The organism is Paracoccus yeei ATCC BAA-599 (assembly GCF_000622145.1).
Classification (GTDB): domain Bacteria; phylum Pseudomonadota; class Alphaproteobacteria; order Rhodobacterales; family Rhodobacteraceae; genus Paracoccus; species Paracoccus yeei.
Map to the genome: position 1 here is coordinate 185210 of NZ_JHWH01000002.1, position 13057 is coordinate 198266.

Here is a 13057-nt window from a genome sequence, read left to right on the forward strand (position 1 = left end):
ATTCCTCAATCAAACCACGAACACGCGCGCGAAGCTAGCCGTTCCGGGCGAGCGGTCGCCTGCTTTGCGCGTCCGTGGAAACTATATCATGGATGACGCCAAGGCGCCCCCTTCGCGTGAACATCGCGCGGGCCTGGTCGATTCGCTTTTGCTGATCGTCGCCCGGGTGGGTAGCAACCTACTGAGCCTGGCCTGGACGCTGCTTCTGGTGCGGCTGCTGGCGCCGCAGGCGGCGGGGGTGGCACTGCAGGCCATATCGGTGGCGCAGATTGCCTCGATCCTGATGACGCTGAACATGGAATCGGGTGCCATGCGCTGCATCGTGCCCGCGCGCGAACATGGCCGCATGGCGCAGGCGGCGGGGTTCATCCGCGTCAACCGGCGGCTGGTGCTGTTCACCCTGCCGCTGCTGGCGCTGCTGGGAGCGGCGGCCTGGACGACCGGCCTGCTGCCCGCCGAGAACCCGCAGATGCTGGCCGCCATGGCGCTGGCCATGGTGCTGGTCGCGCTGGCCCGCCTGACGGCGCGCCACGCGACCGCCTTGGGCGTGATGCGCAAGGGGCTGCTGCCGCGCCTGCTGACCGGGCCGCTGGTGCTGACGCTGGGTCTGAGCCTGGCCTGGGCAGCGGGGGTCCCGCTGAAGCCCTGGCATGTGGTCGTGCTGTTCGCCCTGTCCGAAGGGCTGACCGTCCTGATCCAGAACGCCCTGCTGCGGGCGGATTTTGCCTTCCTGCGCGACACGCCGTCCGACAGCCGCGCATGGCGGGCATGGATGGGCCTGGGCCTGTGGCTGACGCCGGGGCTGGTGATGACGGAATATCGCAAGGCCATCCTGATCGCGACGGCGGGCCTCGCCCTGGGCGGGGCGCAGGTCAGCCTGTTCGCGGTCGCCTTCTCTATCGTCAATTTCATCAACTTCGGCGTGGTGGCCGTGGACGTGGCCTTCAGCCCCCGCATCGCGCAGGCGATGGCCGCCGATCAGCCGCGGCGCCGCGACCGTCTTCTGGCCAGTTCGGCCGCGATCAAGCTGGCGGGACTGGCCCTGGGCGTCGTGATCGTTCTGGTCCTTGGCACCATGGCGCTTGGCTGGTTCGGCCCCGAATATCGGGCGGCCCGGCCGGCACTGTTGATCCTGCTGCTGATCCCGGCGCTGTCGGTGGCCTTCGGCCCCGCCTCGGTGATCCTGGCGTCGCGCGGCAGCGGACGCGCGGATTTCGCCGGCAACCTGACCGGAGCGCTGGCCTGCCTTGTCGCGGTCCCGGCGCTGGGGGCGCTTTACGGTGTCACCGGCGCGGCGGCGGGGGCGGTGGCAAGCCACGGGCTTGGCCTTGCCGTGATGAACCTGCTGTGCCGCCGCCGGCTGGGCATCGACCCCAGCCTCACCTCGCTGCGCCACCTGGCCGGCAGCCGCGCCCGCCCCGGCGCACAGGTCGCGCCATGAACGCCCCCGCCCCCCTGCTGCGCGACACGCGCCTGACCGGCGACGAGGTGCTCATCGTCGTCCCCACCCTGAACGAGGAAGCCGCCATCGAGCCCTGCCTGCGCTCGCTTCTGGCGGGCGACCCCCGCCTGGCCCGCGCCGGCGTCGTCGTGGCCGACGGCGGCAGCACCGACCGGACCCGCGCCATCGTGCAGCGCCTGGCGGCCGAGTTCGCGAACCTGACGCTGATCGACAACCCGGGCCGGCTGCAATCGGCAGGCATCAACCACGCGGTGACGTCCTGCGCACGCCCCGGCCACCGCATCCTGCTGCGGGCCGATGCCCATGCGCTGTACCCGCCCGGCTATGCGATGCGCGCGGCCGAACTGCTGGTGGAAAAGCGCGCCGCCTCGGTCGTGGTGCCGATGGATTCGCGGGGGATCGGCTGTTTCCAGAAAGCCGCCGCCTGGATCGTGGACACGCCGCTGGGGTCGGGCGGATCGGCCCATCGCGGCGGCCGCGCGTCGGGCCCGGTGGACCACGGCCACCACGCGGCCATGGACCTGGACTGGTTCCGCCGCGTCGGCGGCTATGACGCCGGCTTCAGCCATAACGAGGATGCCGAGCTGGACCACCGCCTGCGCCGCGCGGGCGGGCACATCTGGCTCGCGGCCGAGCTGCGGCTGGATTACTGGATGCGGCCCAGCCCCGCGCGGCTGGCGCGGCAATACTGGAACTATGGCCGGGGCCGGGCGCGCACGGTCTGCAAGCACGGGATGCGCCCGCGCCTGCGCCAGATCGCGCCAGCGGTGAACCTGGCGCTGATCGCCCTGGGCGCGGCGCTGGCCGTCATCGGGCTTGCGGGGGGCCGGGCGTCCCTGACCGCGCTGGGGCTGGCGTGGCCCGCGCTTTACCTTGGCGTGCTGGCGCTGGCCTCGGCGGGCATGGCGATCCGGCATCGCAGCCTGTGCGGGCTTTGGGCGGGACCGGCGCTGGCCGCGATGCACCTGCCCTGGGGTGCCGGATTTCTAAGCGGACTTTTGACATACAGGAGATTGCGCGATGCGCGTTGACATCGTCATGTGCACCTTTCGCCGGCCCAAGGTGGTCGAGACGATCCGAAGCATCGGCCAGCAGCGCGGCACCGAGGGCCTGTCGCTGCGCCTCGTCGTCGCGGACAACGACGACACCGACAGCGCCCGCGCCCTGGTCGAGGACGCCGGCCGCGCCCTGCCCTTTCCGCTGGTTTATGTCCACGCGCCCGCCCGCAACATCTCGGTCGCGCGCAACGCCTGCCTGGACGCGGCAAGTGCCGGCGGGGCCGAATGGGTCGCCAGCCTTGACGACGACGAATGGGTCGATCCCGACTGGCTGGCCGAGATCCTGCGGGCCGCCCGCGACGCCGGGGCAGACGGCGCCTTTGGCAAGGTTCAGGCCATCTACCCCCCCGAGGCGCCCGCCTGGGTTTCGGCCCTGGATTTCCATTCCTCCCACCCCGAACGCATGAAGCCGCCGATCCAGACCGGCAACAGCGGCAATGTCGTGCTGCGGTGGGCGGGCACGGCCTGGCAGGATCAGCGCTATGACCTGCGGCGGGGAACGACCGGGGGCGAGGACACGGAATTCTTCCTGCGCCTTTACAACATGGGCTTGCGCTATGTCGCCGCTCCCAGGGCCCTGGTGACCGAGCCGGTGCCGCCGACGCGCCAGACGCTGGAATGGCTGGCCGTGCGGCGCTATCGCATGGGCCAGACCCATATCGTCACCGCGCCCGGTGCCGCCGCCAAGGCCCGCCTGCTGGCGACAGCCACCGCCAAGGCGCTGTGGTGCCGCCTTCAGGAACGCCGCCACGCGGACGACGAGACACAGCGCAATTTCTGGTTCCTGCGCGGCCAACTGCATCGCGGGGTCTGCGCGGGCCTTCTGAACCGGCCCCAGCCGCAGCTTTACGGCCGCGACCCGGTATGATCCCCGACCGCCCCGCGCGCGGCCTCAAGGTCGCGGTCTTTGGCTTCGACGTGGCCGAGGCATCCCAGATCCGCCGCATCCGGGCGCTGATCGCGCTGGGGTGCGAGGTCACGTCCTTTTGCCAGCGCCGGCAGGGCAGCGCCGATTTCCGGCCGGAATGGCGCAACATCGACCTGGGCCTTGTCCGGCACCAGGACATCAAGGGCCGCGCCCTGGGCCTGGGCGCGGCGGTCCGCCGCGCACTGACCGAATGGCGGGCACTGGCGCGTGCCGATCTGGTGATCGCGCGCAACCTCGATCTGGCGCTGATCGCGCTGGCGGCGCGACGGCTGGCCTGCCTGCGCGCGGGCCGCAGGCAGCCGCCGCTGGTCTATGAATGCCTCGACATCCACGACCTGATGACGGCGCCGGGCCGCAAGGGTCAGGTCATGCGCGCGACCGAACGCCAGGTCCTGTCGCGCGCCGCGCTGCTGGTCGTGTCGTCCCCGGGCTTCACCGAGAATTATTTCCGCCCCCTCCAGCACTATCGCGGCCCGGTCGCGCTGGTCGAAAACAAGCTGTGGCTGGACCCGGCGGCGGGGCTGTCCCGGCCTGTCGCGGAACCGCGCCCCGACCGCCCGGTGACCATCGGCCTCGTCGGCTCGATCCGCTGCCAGGCGTCGGTCGATCTGCTGCTGAAAACGGCGGACCTGATGGGCGACCGGCTGCGGGTGCGGTTTTCCGGCGCGCTGCACGACCACGCGCTGACCGACTTCCGGGCCGAGGTCGCGCGCTGGGCGAATGTCGAATGGACCGGCTCCTATGCCTATCCCGCCGGCCTGCCCGGGGCCTATGCCGGCTGCGACCTGGTCTGGGCCCAGGACATGTGGCAGCGCGGCACCAACTCCGACTGGCTGCTGCCGAACCGCATCTATGAGGCAAGCTGGTGCGGCTGCCCCTCGGTCGCGCTGGCGGACACCCAGACCGGGCGCCGCATCGCGCAGGACGCCCTTGGCTGGGTCATCGACCGGCCCGACCCAGCGTCCCTGGCCGACCTGCTGGACCGCCTGCCCCCCGCATCCCTGGCCGAGGCGCGCCGCCGCCTGCTGGCCCGGCCTGCGGCGGAATTCGTCCAGTCGACGGTCGACCTGTTGCCCATGCTGGCCCCGGCGCTTATGGAAAGGACGAGGGGCGGCACAAAGGGGGGCTGATGCGCCAATATCTCGACGCCTTGCGGCTGGTGCTGGACCAGGGCAGCCGCTCGACCGACCGCACCGGGACGGGCACGATTTCGCATTTCGGGATGCAGTGCCGCTATCCTCTGGATCAGGGCTTTCCGCTGGTCACGACGAAAAAGCTGCACCTGAAATCCATCGTCCACGAACTGCTGTGGTTCCTGTCGGGCGACACGAACATCCGCTATCTGCAGCAGAACGGCGTCAGCATCTGGGACGAATGGGCGGACGCGAACGGCGACCTCGGGCCCGTCTATGGCCATCAGTGGCGCCATTTCCCGACGATCCGCGAGGCCGATGGCCGCGTGGTGGTGGGCGAGGTGGATCAGATCGCCGAACTGGTGGACCGCATCCGCAAGACGCCCGATTCACGCCGGCTGATCGTCTCGGCCTGGAACCCCGGAGAGGTGGACCGCATGGCCCTGCCGCCCTGCCATACGCTGTGGCAGGTGCGGGTGCAGGACGGCCGGCTGTCGCTGCAGCTTTACCAGCGCTCGGCCGACATGTTCCTGGGGGTGCCGTTCAACATCGCCTCCTATGCGCTGCTGACGCATATGCTGGCCCATGTGACGGGATACGAGGCGGGCGACTTCATCCACACCATGGGCGATGCGCATATCTACCTGAACCACCTGGACCAGGTGCAGACGCAACTGGCGCGCCAGCCGCGCCCCCTGCCCCGGCTGCGGATCGCGCGCAAGGTCGACTCGATCTTCGATTTCCGGTTCGAGGATTTCCAGTTCCTGGACTATGACCCCCTGCCGGCCATCAAGGCGCCGGTCGCTGTATAAGGACAGAAGATGATCTCGCTGGTCGTCGCCCGCGCCCGGAACGGCGCCATCGGCAAGGACAACACCATCCCCTGGCATATCCCCGCGGACATGCGCCTGTTCCAGCGCGAGACCCTGGGCAGCGCCATCATCATGGGCCGGCTGACCTGGGAAAGCCTGCCCGCAAGGCCGCTGAAGAACCGCATGAACATCGTGGTGTCGCGCGACGCCGGCCTGACGGATCATGTCGTGCCCAGCGTCAGCGCGGCGGTCGACCTGGCGGTAGCGGCGGGCTACCCGCGCATCTCGGGCATCGGCGGCGAGGCGATCTTTCGCGAGATGCTGCCGATCAGCGACCGGCTGCTGCTGACCGAGGTCGACCTGCGCATCGACGCTGCGGACGCCTTCTTCCCCGAGTTCGACGAAGCCGAATGGCGCGAGATCGCCCGCCGGGTGCTGCCGGGTGACGGCCCGACCGCCACCCTGCGTGAACTCGTCCGGCGCTAAAGCGCCGTCCAGCCGCCGTCGACCGAGATGGTCGTGCCGGTGATCTGGTCGGCCGCGGACGAACACAGGAAGACGGCGGTACCGCCCAGCTGCTCGACCGTGGCGAATTCGCGCGACGGCTGGCGTTCCAGGATGACCCGTTCCAGCACCTCCTCGCGCGTCATGTTGTTGGCCTTCATCTGGTCCGGGATCTGCTTTTCGACGATGGGCGTCAGCACATAGCCGGGGCAGATGGCGTTGCAGGTGATCGCCTCTTTCGCGGTTTCCAGCGCCGTGACCTTGGTCAGGCCGACGATGCCGTGCTTGGCCGCGACATAGGCCGACTTGAAGGGGCTGGCCGTCAGCCCGTGGGCCGAGGCGATGTTGACGACCCGGCCCCAGCCCGCCTTGCGCATCACGGGCAGCGCGGCGGCCGTGGTGTGAAAGGCCGAGCTCAGGTTGATGGCGATGATCGCGTCCCATTTCTCGGCCGGGAACTCGGGGATCGGGGCGACATGCTGGATGCCCGCGTTGTTCACCAGGATGTCGCAGGCGCCGGCCCGCTCGATCAGCGCGCGGCACTCGGCGGGTTTCGACATATCCGCCTGGACATAGCGAACCGTTACGCCATGCTGGGCCGCCAGCGTGTCCGCCAGGGCGTGATCCTCGGGCGTATCGGTAAAGCTGTTCAGCACCAGATCGGCCCCGGCCTTGGCCAGTTCATGGGCGATGCCCAGCCCGATTCCCGAATTCGAGCCCGTGACCACCGCCGTCTTGCCTGCAAGGAATTTCTCGAACATCGCAATCCTCCTGATCTGATGCTGCACCGGCAGCATGGGAAAATCCGCTGGCCGTGACAAGCTGGTCATGGCCGGAAACAAAGCGGAAACGGCAGCTCTCGATAGGTTGAAGATTTGTCACCACGGGCGTGATCGCAAAGGGCTTTTCCCCACCGATGGCAAGGCTTATCCAAGCGCCCTGGAACTAAGAATGATGGGACATACCATGAAACTTGCAGTCTACGCAGCACTCGCCACGGCGGCAGCAGCGACGGGCGCCCACGCCGGCGGCTACGTCGCCCCGGTCGTCGAAACCCCGGTCGTCGTGACCCCCGCGCCCGAGCCGGTCTCGGTCGACTGGACGGGCTTCTATGCCGGTCTGCAATACGGCAAGGGCAACCTCGAACTCAGCTATGCCGGCGAGTCGTTCGATACCGATGCGGACGGCTATGGCCTGCACGCGGGTTATCTGCACGACTTCGGCAAGTTCGTGCTGGGTGGCGAATTCGACTACAACAAGGTCGATCTGGACGATGTGGACGGCGACGGCGACCTTTACCGCCTGCGTGCCCGGGCCGGTTACGACATGGGCCGCTTCCTGCCCTACGTGACGCTGGGCGCCGCCCACGCCAAGGCAAGCGACCTCTCGGAAACCGGCGTGACCTATGGCATCGGGGCGGATTTCAAGGTGACCGACAAGTTCACGGTTGGCGCCGAATACAGCCGCAACGACTTTTCGGACATCGAGGATATCGACGGTCTGGACCTGGACAGCGACCTGGTGCAGATCCGCGCCTCGTATCACTTCTGATCCGACCTCAAGCAGCGCCCCTGGGATTCCGGGGGCGTTTTTATGCTTTCTGATGCCCTTTCAACAGCCTGTGGGCGTTATTTCGTCTGTTTTGTAGCCGAACTGACAGAGTGCGATTTAAAGAAAATTCAATTATCTTTTGCAGTTTTATTCAGACATTCTAGATTTTTTCTAGATCCAGGCCAAGCGCTGGTTTTCACGATGCCCTGCAAGCGGGCACATGGTGTCCACTCGTTCATCGGCAGCTCTGCCTATCCCATACAGATGCGCACCTTTGAACGTCACGACATACTCTGGATAAGCCCCCAGCTACTGGCGGATTTACGCCCGCTCTTCGCCGAGCGCATGAAGCCAATTCGGCCGCTGCCTGTCAGGCAGTCACCAAACGATGCTCACATGGGCGCAATCATCCAGACATAAGCGGCTTATTCCCGCCTGAAACGAATCTCGCCCAAGGTGAGTCTCGCCTCGCTGCAGCTTTTGAAAATTTCAACCCCTGATTGCGCATCCCTTTGGATTTTTCAGGGAATTTCCTTGCGGTGCAAGGTGCTGCAGCAGCAAAAAAAGCGCCCGCACAAGGCGGGCGCAAGTCATGAGGCAGGTTTCATACAGGCAAGAAACCTATCGAGCAGTGAGTTATCTATACGCTTTTCCTCCGCAGAGTCCAACGGGTAAGTTTGCACCATGGTGAACGGATCGCTAATCTGGAAACCAATCAAAATCAGCGACCCGCAAATCAGGGCATTCGAGCATGCGATTCTTCAAAATTATTAACGATTCCGCGATCTGGCGGGGAATTCTGCTCGCCGGGGGTGTGGCATCTCTGCCTCTAGCAAGTCTTGCTGAACCAACCCATGCCCTTGCAATGTATGGAGAACCTGCCCTTGCCGCAGATTTTTCCCACTTGCCCTATGTTAACCCGGAGGCCCCCAAGGGAGGGGTGATTCGGCTGTCCGAGTCGGGGGGATTCGACTCGCTCAACCCCTGGATCCTGATGGGGAACCCGGTCTGGCCCCTGTTCACCCAGCCCGGCCTGGTGGCCGAACCGCTGATGATGCGTTCGTTGGACGAACCCTTCACCCTGTACGGACTTCTCGCGGAACGTGTGGAAACCGACGCGGAGCGCAGCTGGGTCGAATTCACCCTGCGCCCCGAGGCACGCTTTTCCGACGGCACCCCCGTCACCGTCGAGGACGTGATGTGGTCCTATGAGACGCTGGGGACCAAGGGCCACCCCCGCTATACCGCCGTCTGGGCCAAGGTCGAGCGGATGGAGCAGACCGGCCCGCGGTCGGTGCGCTTCACCTTCAACACGCCCGACCGCGAACTGGCCATGCTGATGGGGATGCGCCCGATCCTGAAGAAGGCGCAGTGGCAGGGCCGCGATTTCGCGCAGTCGGGGTTGATGGCGCCCATCGGATCAGGCCCCTATGTCATCGACAAGGTGGACCCCGGCCGTTCGATCAGCTTCCGCCGCAACCCGGACTATTGGGGCCGTGACCTGCCGGTGAACCGCGGGCTGAACAATCTGGACGTCATCCGCTACGACTACTTCGGCGACGCCTCTGCCATGTTCGAGGCGTTCAAGGCCGGCGAGACCGATGTCTGGCGCGAACTGGTCGCCGCGCGCTGGAACCGCGACTTCACCTTTCCTGCCGTCCGCGAAGGCAAGGTCGTCAAGTCCGAGATCCCCAACCAGCGGCCGTCGGGAATCATGGGGCTGGTGATGAACACGCGCAATCCGATCTTTGCCGACTGGCGGGTGCGGCAGGCGCTGATCGAGGCCTTCAACTTCCGCTTCGTCAACATGACCCTGTCCGACGGCACCGACCCGCGCATCACCAGCTATTTCTCGAACTCGGACCTGGCGATGCGTCCCGGCCCCGCCACCGGCCGCGAGGCCGCGCTGCTGGCCCCGTTCGCCGCCGACCTGCCCCCCGGCACGATCGAGGGCTATGCCCTGCCCCCGGGCGGCCCCCGCGCCATCGACCGCGAGGGCATCCGCGCCGCGCTGGAGCTGCTGGCCCAAGCCGGCTGGACCGTGCAGGACGGCGTGCTGAAGAACGCCCAAGGCCAGCCCTTCCGCTTCGAGATCCTGCTGAACCAGTCCGGCAGCGCCATGCGCTCGAACGCCGAGATGCGCCAGATCGTGGACATCTTCGTCCAGTCGCTGCGCAACCTGGGGATCACGCCGACCGTGACGCTGCTTGATGCCGCGCAATATGTCGAGCGGACGAACAACTACCAGTTCGACATGACCTGGTACGAACGCGGGCTGTCGCTGTCGCCCGGCAACGAACAGATGCTGTACTGGGGCCGCGACGGGGTGACGAAGCCCGGAACGCGCAACTGGATGGGCATGGATTCCCCCGCCGCCGAGGCGATGATCGCCGAAATGGGACGGGCGGCCACGGCAGAGGACTATGAGGCCGCCGTGCGCGCGCTGGACCGCATCCTGACCGCCGGACGCTATGTCATCCCGGTCAGCTTTTCGCGCGTTTCGCGCTTGGCCCACAACTCTGACCTGCATTACCCTGAGAAGACGCCGCTATATGGGGACTGGCCGGGCTTCATGCCGGAAACCTGGTGGTACGAGGAAAGGAAGTGAACGTGATCAGACTCGCAACCCTTGCGGCCCTTCTGGCGTTGGCCGGATGCAACACCGTCGCCGGCGTCGGCGAAGACATCACCGGGGCCTCTCGCATGGTGCAGGGCGGCCTTGGCGGAGGGGGCTACTGATGAGATGGAGCAACGTTCAGTCCAACTGGTCCGCCTTCTATGAGGCGATTGCCGAGAAGTGGCCCGAGGTCGACGAAGAGGATCTGGACGAGATCGACGGCAACCAGCGCGCCTTCATCAAGTACCTGGCCGAAGTGACCGGCCAGGAGATCCCCGAGATCAAGGACGAGATCCGCGAATGGCTGGCGGGCGAAATTCCCTCGGACGTGGTGATGGACCCGATCCATGACGGCCATTCCATCGCGCTTTCCGCGAAATACGTGGGAGAGGGCGAAGACGAGTTCGCCGACGACGCCCGCTTTGGCGACGACGACGAGGTTCCAGGCGACGGCGACCTGAACGACCCCCGCTAGGGTGGAGGTCTTGGCCGGGGGGCGCTGCCCCCCACGCCTTCGCGCCCCCTCGATGGGGGCACGAAGGCGTCCCCCCGGGATATTTTCACAAGAAAGAAGCCCTCAGACGTCCAGCACCGCCCAGACCGGGACATGGTCGCTGGGCTTGTCCTTGGCGCGCTCATCCCGGTCGATGCCGATATCGACCAGCAGATCGGCCGCCTGGGGCGACAGCAGGATGTGGTCGATGCGGATGCCGTTGTCGCGCTGCCAGGCCCCGGCCTGGTAATCCCAGAAGGTGAAGGGGCCGCGCGGGTTGTCGGGATCGCGCAACCGGATGCCGTCGGCCCAGCCGTCGTTCAGGATGCGGCGCAGGGCGGCGCGGCTTTCGGGCTGGAACAGCGCATCGTCCGTCCAGCGCTCGGGATGGGCGGCGTCGCGGGGCTCCGGGATGACATTGAAATCGCCCAAGAGGACGCTGGGCAGTTCGCTGTCCCGAAGCGCCTTGGCGCGGGCGCGCAGACGCTTCATCCAGGCCAGCTTGTAGTCGAACTTGGGGCCGGGAAACGGATTGCCGTTGGGCAGGTAGAGCCCGGCCACGCGCAAGGCGCGGGTGCCGATCACCGTCGCCTCGATATAGCGGGCCTGTTCGTCGGCCTCGTCGCCCGGCAGGCCGCGGGTCACGTCCTCGAGCGGATATTTCGACAGGATCGCGACGCCGTTGAAGCCCTTTTGCCCGTGGGTCTCGACGGTGTAGCCAAGATCCGTGATGGGCTCGGCCGGAAACGCCTCGTCCTGCGTCTTGATTTCCTGCAACACCACGACGTCAGGCTGCGCCTCGGCCAGCCAGTCCAGCAGGGTTGCGATGCGGGCGCGGACGCCGTTGATGTTGAATGTCGCGATCTTCATGCCCGCAGCCTAGCGGGGGCGCCGGGAAAGGGCCAGATCAGATCGAGAAGCTGGTCCCGCAGCCGCAAGAGGCGGTGGCATTCGGGTTGTCGATGGTGAAGCGCGCGCCGATCAGCTCGTCGGCAAAGTCGATCACGGCTCCCGCCAGGAACGGCAGCGAGACCGGATCGACCACCACCGCCTGGCCCGCGCCGCGCAGCACCAAGTCGTCCTCGGCCGGGTCGTCCAGCCGGATGTCGTATTGAAACCCCGAACAGCCGCCGCCCGCCACCGCGACCCGCAAGGGCCGCGCGGGGCCTTGGCCGTTGATTTCCGCCAGCCGCGCAAAGGCGCGGTCTGTCACCTTGGGGGGCAGGTTCAGGGCGTTGTTCATGGGGCGTTCCCGTTTCCGTCGTGTGATGGGGAATATAGGGTCCGGGGGGAAATCTCGCAAGGAACGGACCCTGATGACGGCACCCTTCGCCTGCCAGCCCGAAGCCAGCCGCGGCCGCCGCTGGCCGGAACGGATGTCGACATTCCGCAGCCCCTGGCAGCGCGACCGCGACCGGATCATCCACTCCAGCGCCTTTCGCCGGCTCAAGCACAAGACCCAGGTGTTCGTCGAACATGATGGCAAGGACTATCGCGGCGACTATTTCCGCACCCGCCTGACCCACACGATCGAGGTGGCCCAGGTCGCCCGCACCATCGCGGGCGCGCTGGGACTGAACCCCGACCTGGCCGAGACGGTGGCCCTGGCCCACGACCTGGGCCACCCGCCCTTTGGCCATACCGGAGAGGACGCGCTGGCCGCCCTGATGGCGCCCTATGGCGGTTTCGACCACAACGCCCAGGCCCTGCGCATCGTGACCAGGCTGGAACGGCACTATGCCGATTTCGACGGGCTGAACCTGACCTGGGAAAGCCTGGAAGGCATCGCCAAGCACAATGGTCCGGTGACGGGCCCGCTGCCCTATGCCTTGGCCGAGGTGAATGCCGAATGGGACCTGGAGCTGCACACCAACGCCAGCGCCGAGGCGCAGGTGGCCGCGGTCGCCGACGACGTGGCCTATAACCACCACGACCTGCACGACGGGTTGCGCGCCGGGCTTTTCACCGAGGACGACCTGGCCGCCCTGCCCGTCATCGGCGAGGCCTTTGCCGAGGTCGATCGCCTGCACCCCGGCCTCGACCCCATGCGCCGCCGGCACGAGGCGCTGCGCCGCGTCTTCGGCGTCATGGTCGAGGACGTGATCGCCGTCGCCCAGAACCGCCTGGCCAGCCTGCGCCCGACCAGCGCGCAGGACATCCGCGACATGGACGGGCCGATCATCCGCTTTTCCAAGCCGCTCTATCAGAACCTCAAGGCGATCAAGCTGTTCCTGTTCCAGCGCATGTACCGCGCGCCCTCGGTCGTGGTCGAACGCAGCCGGGTGACGGCGCTGCTGAACGGGCTGTTCCCGCTGTTCCTGCACGACCCCGCCAAGATGCCCGACCACTGGCGCGCCGCGGCCGAGGCGGCGGGCGACGAGACCGGCTGTGCCCGCGTCGTGCTGGACTACGTCGCCGGCATGACCGACCGCTATGCCATCGCCGAGGCCGAGCGCCTGCTGGGCTGACGCCGGCGAATTGAACCGGGTCGCCGGATGC

14 protein-coding genes are annotated in these 13057 nt (G+C 67.1%); 11 read left to right on the forward strand and 3 right to left on the reverse strand.

The features are described from left to right. Nucleotides 1–88 precede the first annotated feature (88 nt). From BU28_RS0103090 to BU28_RS0103115, 6 genes are read left to right on the forward strand one after another with little or no spacing between them, the layout of a single operon-like run. The gene (locus BU28_RS0103090) at nucleotides 89–1441 is read left to right on the forward strand and encodes a lipopolysaccharide biosynthesis protein (protein WP_028718145.1); all 1353 of its coding nucleotides are present in this window, start codon (nucleotides 89–91) and stop codon (nucleotides 1439–1441) included. Beyond that, complete coding sequence (locus BU28_RS21900) at nucleotides 1438–2493, forward strand: glycosyltransferase family 2 protein (RefSeq protein ID WP_051577692.1); 1056 nt, start codon at nucleotides 1438–1440, stop codon at nucleotides 2491–2493. Before BU28_RS0103090 ends, BU28_RS21900 begins: the two co-directional genes overlap by 4 nt. Then, entirely contained in the window at nucleotides 2483–3388 is a 906-nt protein-coding gene (locus BU28_RS0103100; RefSeq protein WP_028718146.1) for a glycosyltransferase family 2 protein, read from the forward strand. The genes BU28_RS21900 and BU28_RS0103100 overlap by 11 nt, the downstream gene beginning before the upstream one ends. Continuing rightward, nucleotides 3385–4578 carry a glycosyltransferase gene (locus tag BU28_RS21905; RefSeq protein WP_081791259.1) on the forward strand — a complete coding sequence of 398 codons (1194 nt, stop codon included), beginning with the start codon at nucleotides 3385–3387 and terminating at the stop codon, nucleotides 4576–4578. The genes BU28_RS0103100 and BU28_RS21905 overlap by 4 nt, the downstream gene beginning before the upstream one ends. Further along, complete coding sequence (locus BU28_RS0103110) at nucleotides 4578–5393, forward strand: thymidylate synthase (RefSeq protein WP_028718147.1); 816 nt, start codon at nucleotides 4578–4580, stop codon at nucleotides 5391–5393. The genes BU28_RS21905 and BU28_RS0103110 overlap by 1 nt, the downstream gene beginning before the upstream one ends. Before the next feature lie 9 nt (nucleotides 5394–5402). Continuing rightward, on the forward strand, nucleotides 5403–5879 hold the full coding sequence (locus tag BU28_RS0103115; RefSeq protein WP_028718148.1) for a dihydrofolate reductase: 477 nt from the start codon (nucleotides 5403–5405) through the stop codon (nucleotides 5877–5879). Here BU28_RS0103115 and BU28_RS0103120 read toward each other — a convergent pair. After that, nucleotides 5876–6658 (reverse strand): 3-hydroxybutyrate dehydrogenase, encoded by a 783-nt coding sequence (locus tag BU28_RS0103120; RefSeq protein WP_028718149.1) that lies wholly within the window; start codon nucleotides 6656–6658, stop codon nucleotides 5876–5878. The two genes, BU28_RS0103115 and BU28_RS0103120, sit on opposite strands and share 4 nt — an antisense overlap. A gap of 205 nt (nucleotides 6659–6863) precedes the next feature. Between BU28_RS0103120 and BU28_RS0103125 the strand changes: the two genes are divergently transcribed. The 4 genes from BU28_RS0103125 (at nucleotide 6864) to BU28_RS0103140 (ending at nucleotide 10540) form a co-directional block, all read left to right on the forward strand. Beyond that, a complete protein-coding gene (locus BU28_RS0103125) occupies nucleotides 6864–7448 on the forward strand; it encodes an outer membrane protein (RefSeq protein ID WP_028718150.1) in 585 nt (194 codons plus the stop codon). A 751-nt stretch (nucleotides 7449–8199) separates the two neighbouring features. Further along, a complete protein-coding gene (locus BU28_RS0103130) occupies nucleotides 8200–10056 on the forward strand; it encodes an extracellular solute-binding protein (RefSeq protein ID WP_028718151.1) in 1857 nt (618 codons plus the stop codon). Between the two features lie 2 nt (nucleotides 10057–10058). Next, nucleotides 10059–10187 (forward strand): hypothetical protein, encoded by a 129-nt coding sequence (locus BU28_RS26565; protein WP_260502723.1) that lies wholly within the window; start codon nucleotides 10059–10061, stop codon nucleotides 10185–10187. Beyond that, the gene (locus BU28_RS0103140) at nucleotides 10187–10540 is read left to right on the forward strand and encodes a hypothetical protein (RefSeq protein ID WP_028718152.1); all 354 of its coding nucleotides are present in this window, start codon (nucleotides 10187–10189) and stop codon (nucleotides 10538–10540) included. The genes BU28_RS26565 and BU28_RS0103140 overlap by 1 nt, the downstream gene beginning before the upstream one ends. Nucleotides 10541–10642: 102 nt before the next feature. Here the strand turns inward: BU28_RS0103140 and xth are convergent, their stop codons facing one another. Beyond that, entirely contained in the window at nucleotides 10643–11428 is a 786-nt protein-coding gene (gene xth / locus BU28_RS0103145) for an exodeoxyribonuclease III (protein WP_028718153.1), read from the reverse strand. 37 nt (nucleotides 11429–11465) lie between these two features. Then, nucleotides 11466–11801, reverse strand: coding sequence for a HesB/IscA family protein (locus BU28_RS0103150; RefSeq protein ID WP_028718154.1), 336 nt, complete (start codon nucleotides 11799–11801; stop codon nucleotides 11466–11468). Nucleotides 11802–11874: 73 nt separating this feature from the next. Between BU28_RS0103150 and BU28_RS0103155 the strand changes: the two genes are divergently transcribed. Then, nucleotides 11875–13026 (forward strand): deoxyguanosinetriphosphate triphosphohydrolase, encoded by a 1152-nt coding sequence (locus tag BU28_RS0103155; protein WP_028718155.1) that lies wholly within the window; start codon nucleotides 11875–11877, stop codon nucleotides 13024–13026. Nucleotides 13027–13057 lie beyond the last annotated feature (31 nt).

Bases quoted from the DNA above. Each gene is read 5' to 3' on its own strand.
- BU28_RS0103090 (WP_028718145.1), top strand. From the start codon at position 89: ATGGATGACGCCAAGGCGCCCCCTTCGCGTGAACATCGCGCGGGCCTG.
- BU28_RS21900 (WP_051577692.1), top strand. From the start codon at position 1,438: ATGAACGCCCCCGCCCCCCTGCTGCGCGACACGCGCCTGACCGGCGAC.
- BU28_RS0103100 (WP_028718146.1), top strand. From the start codon at position 2,483: ATGCGCGTTGACATCGTCATGTGCACCTTTCGCCGGCCCAAGGTGGTC.
- BU28_RS21905 (WP_081791259.1), top strand. From the start codon at position 3,385: ATGATCCCCGACCGCCCCGCGCGCGGCCTCAAGGTCGCGGTCTTTGGC.
- BU28_RS0103110 (WP_028718147.1), top strand. From the start codon at position 4,578: ATGCGCCAATATCTCGACGCCTTGCGGCTGGTGCTGGACCAGGGCAGC.
- BU28_RS0103115 (WP_028718148.1), top strand. From the start codon at position 5,403: ATGATCTCGCTGGTCGTCGCCCGCGCCCGGAACGGCGCCATCGGCAAG.
- BU28_RS0103120 (WP_028718149.1), bottom strand. From the start codon at position 6,658: ATGTTCGAGAAATTCCTTGCAGGCAAGACGGCGGTGGTCACGGGCTCG.
- BU28_RS0103125 (WP_028718150.1), top strand. From the start codon at position 6,864: ATGAAACTTGCAGTCTACGCAGCACTCGCCACGGCGGCAGCAGCGACG.
- BU28_RS0103130 (WP_028718151.1), top strand. From the start codon at position 8,200: ATGCGATTCTTCAAAATTATTAACGATTCCGCGATCTGGCGGGGAATT.
- BU28_RS0103140 (WP_028718152.1), top strand. From the start codon at position 10,187: ATGAGATGGAGCAACGTTCAGTCCAACTGGTCCGCCTTCTATGAGGCG.
- xth (WP_028718153.1), bottom strand. From the start codon at position 11,428: ATGAAGATCGCGACATTCAACATCAACGGCGTCCGCGCCCGCATCGCA.
- BU28_RS0103150 (WP_028718154.1), bottom strand. From the start codon at position 11,801: ATGAACAACGCCCTGAACCTGCCCCCCAAGGTGACAGACCGCGCCTTT.
- BU28_RS0103155 (WP_028718155.1), top strand. From the start codon at position 11,875: ATGACGGCACCCTTCGCCTGCCAGCCCGAAGCCAGCCGCGGCCGCCGC.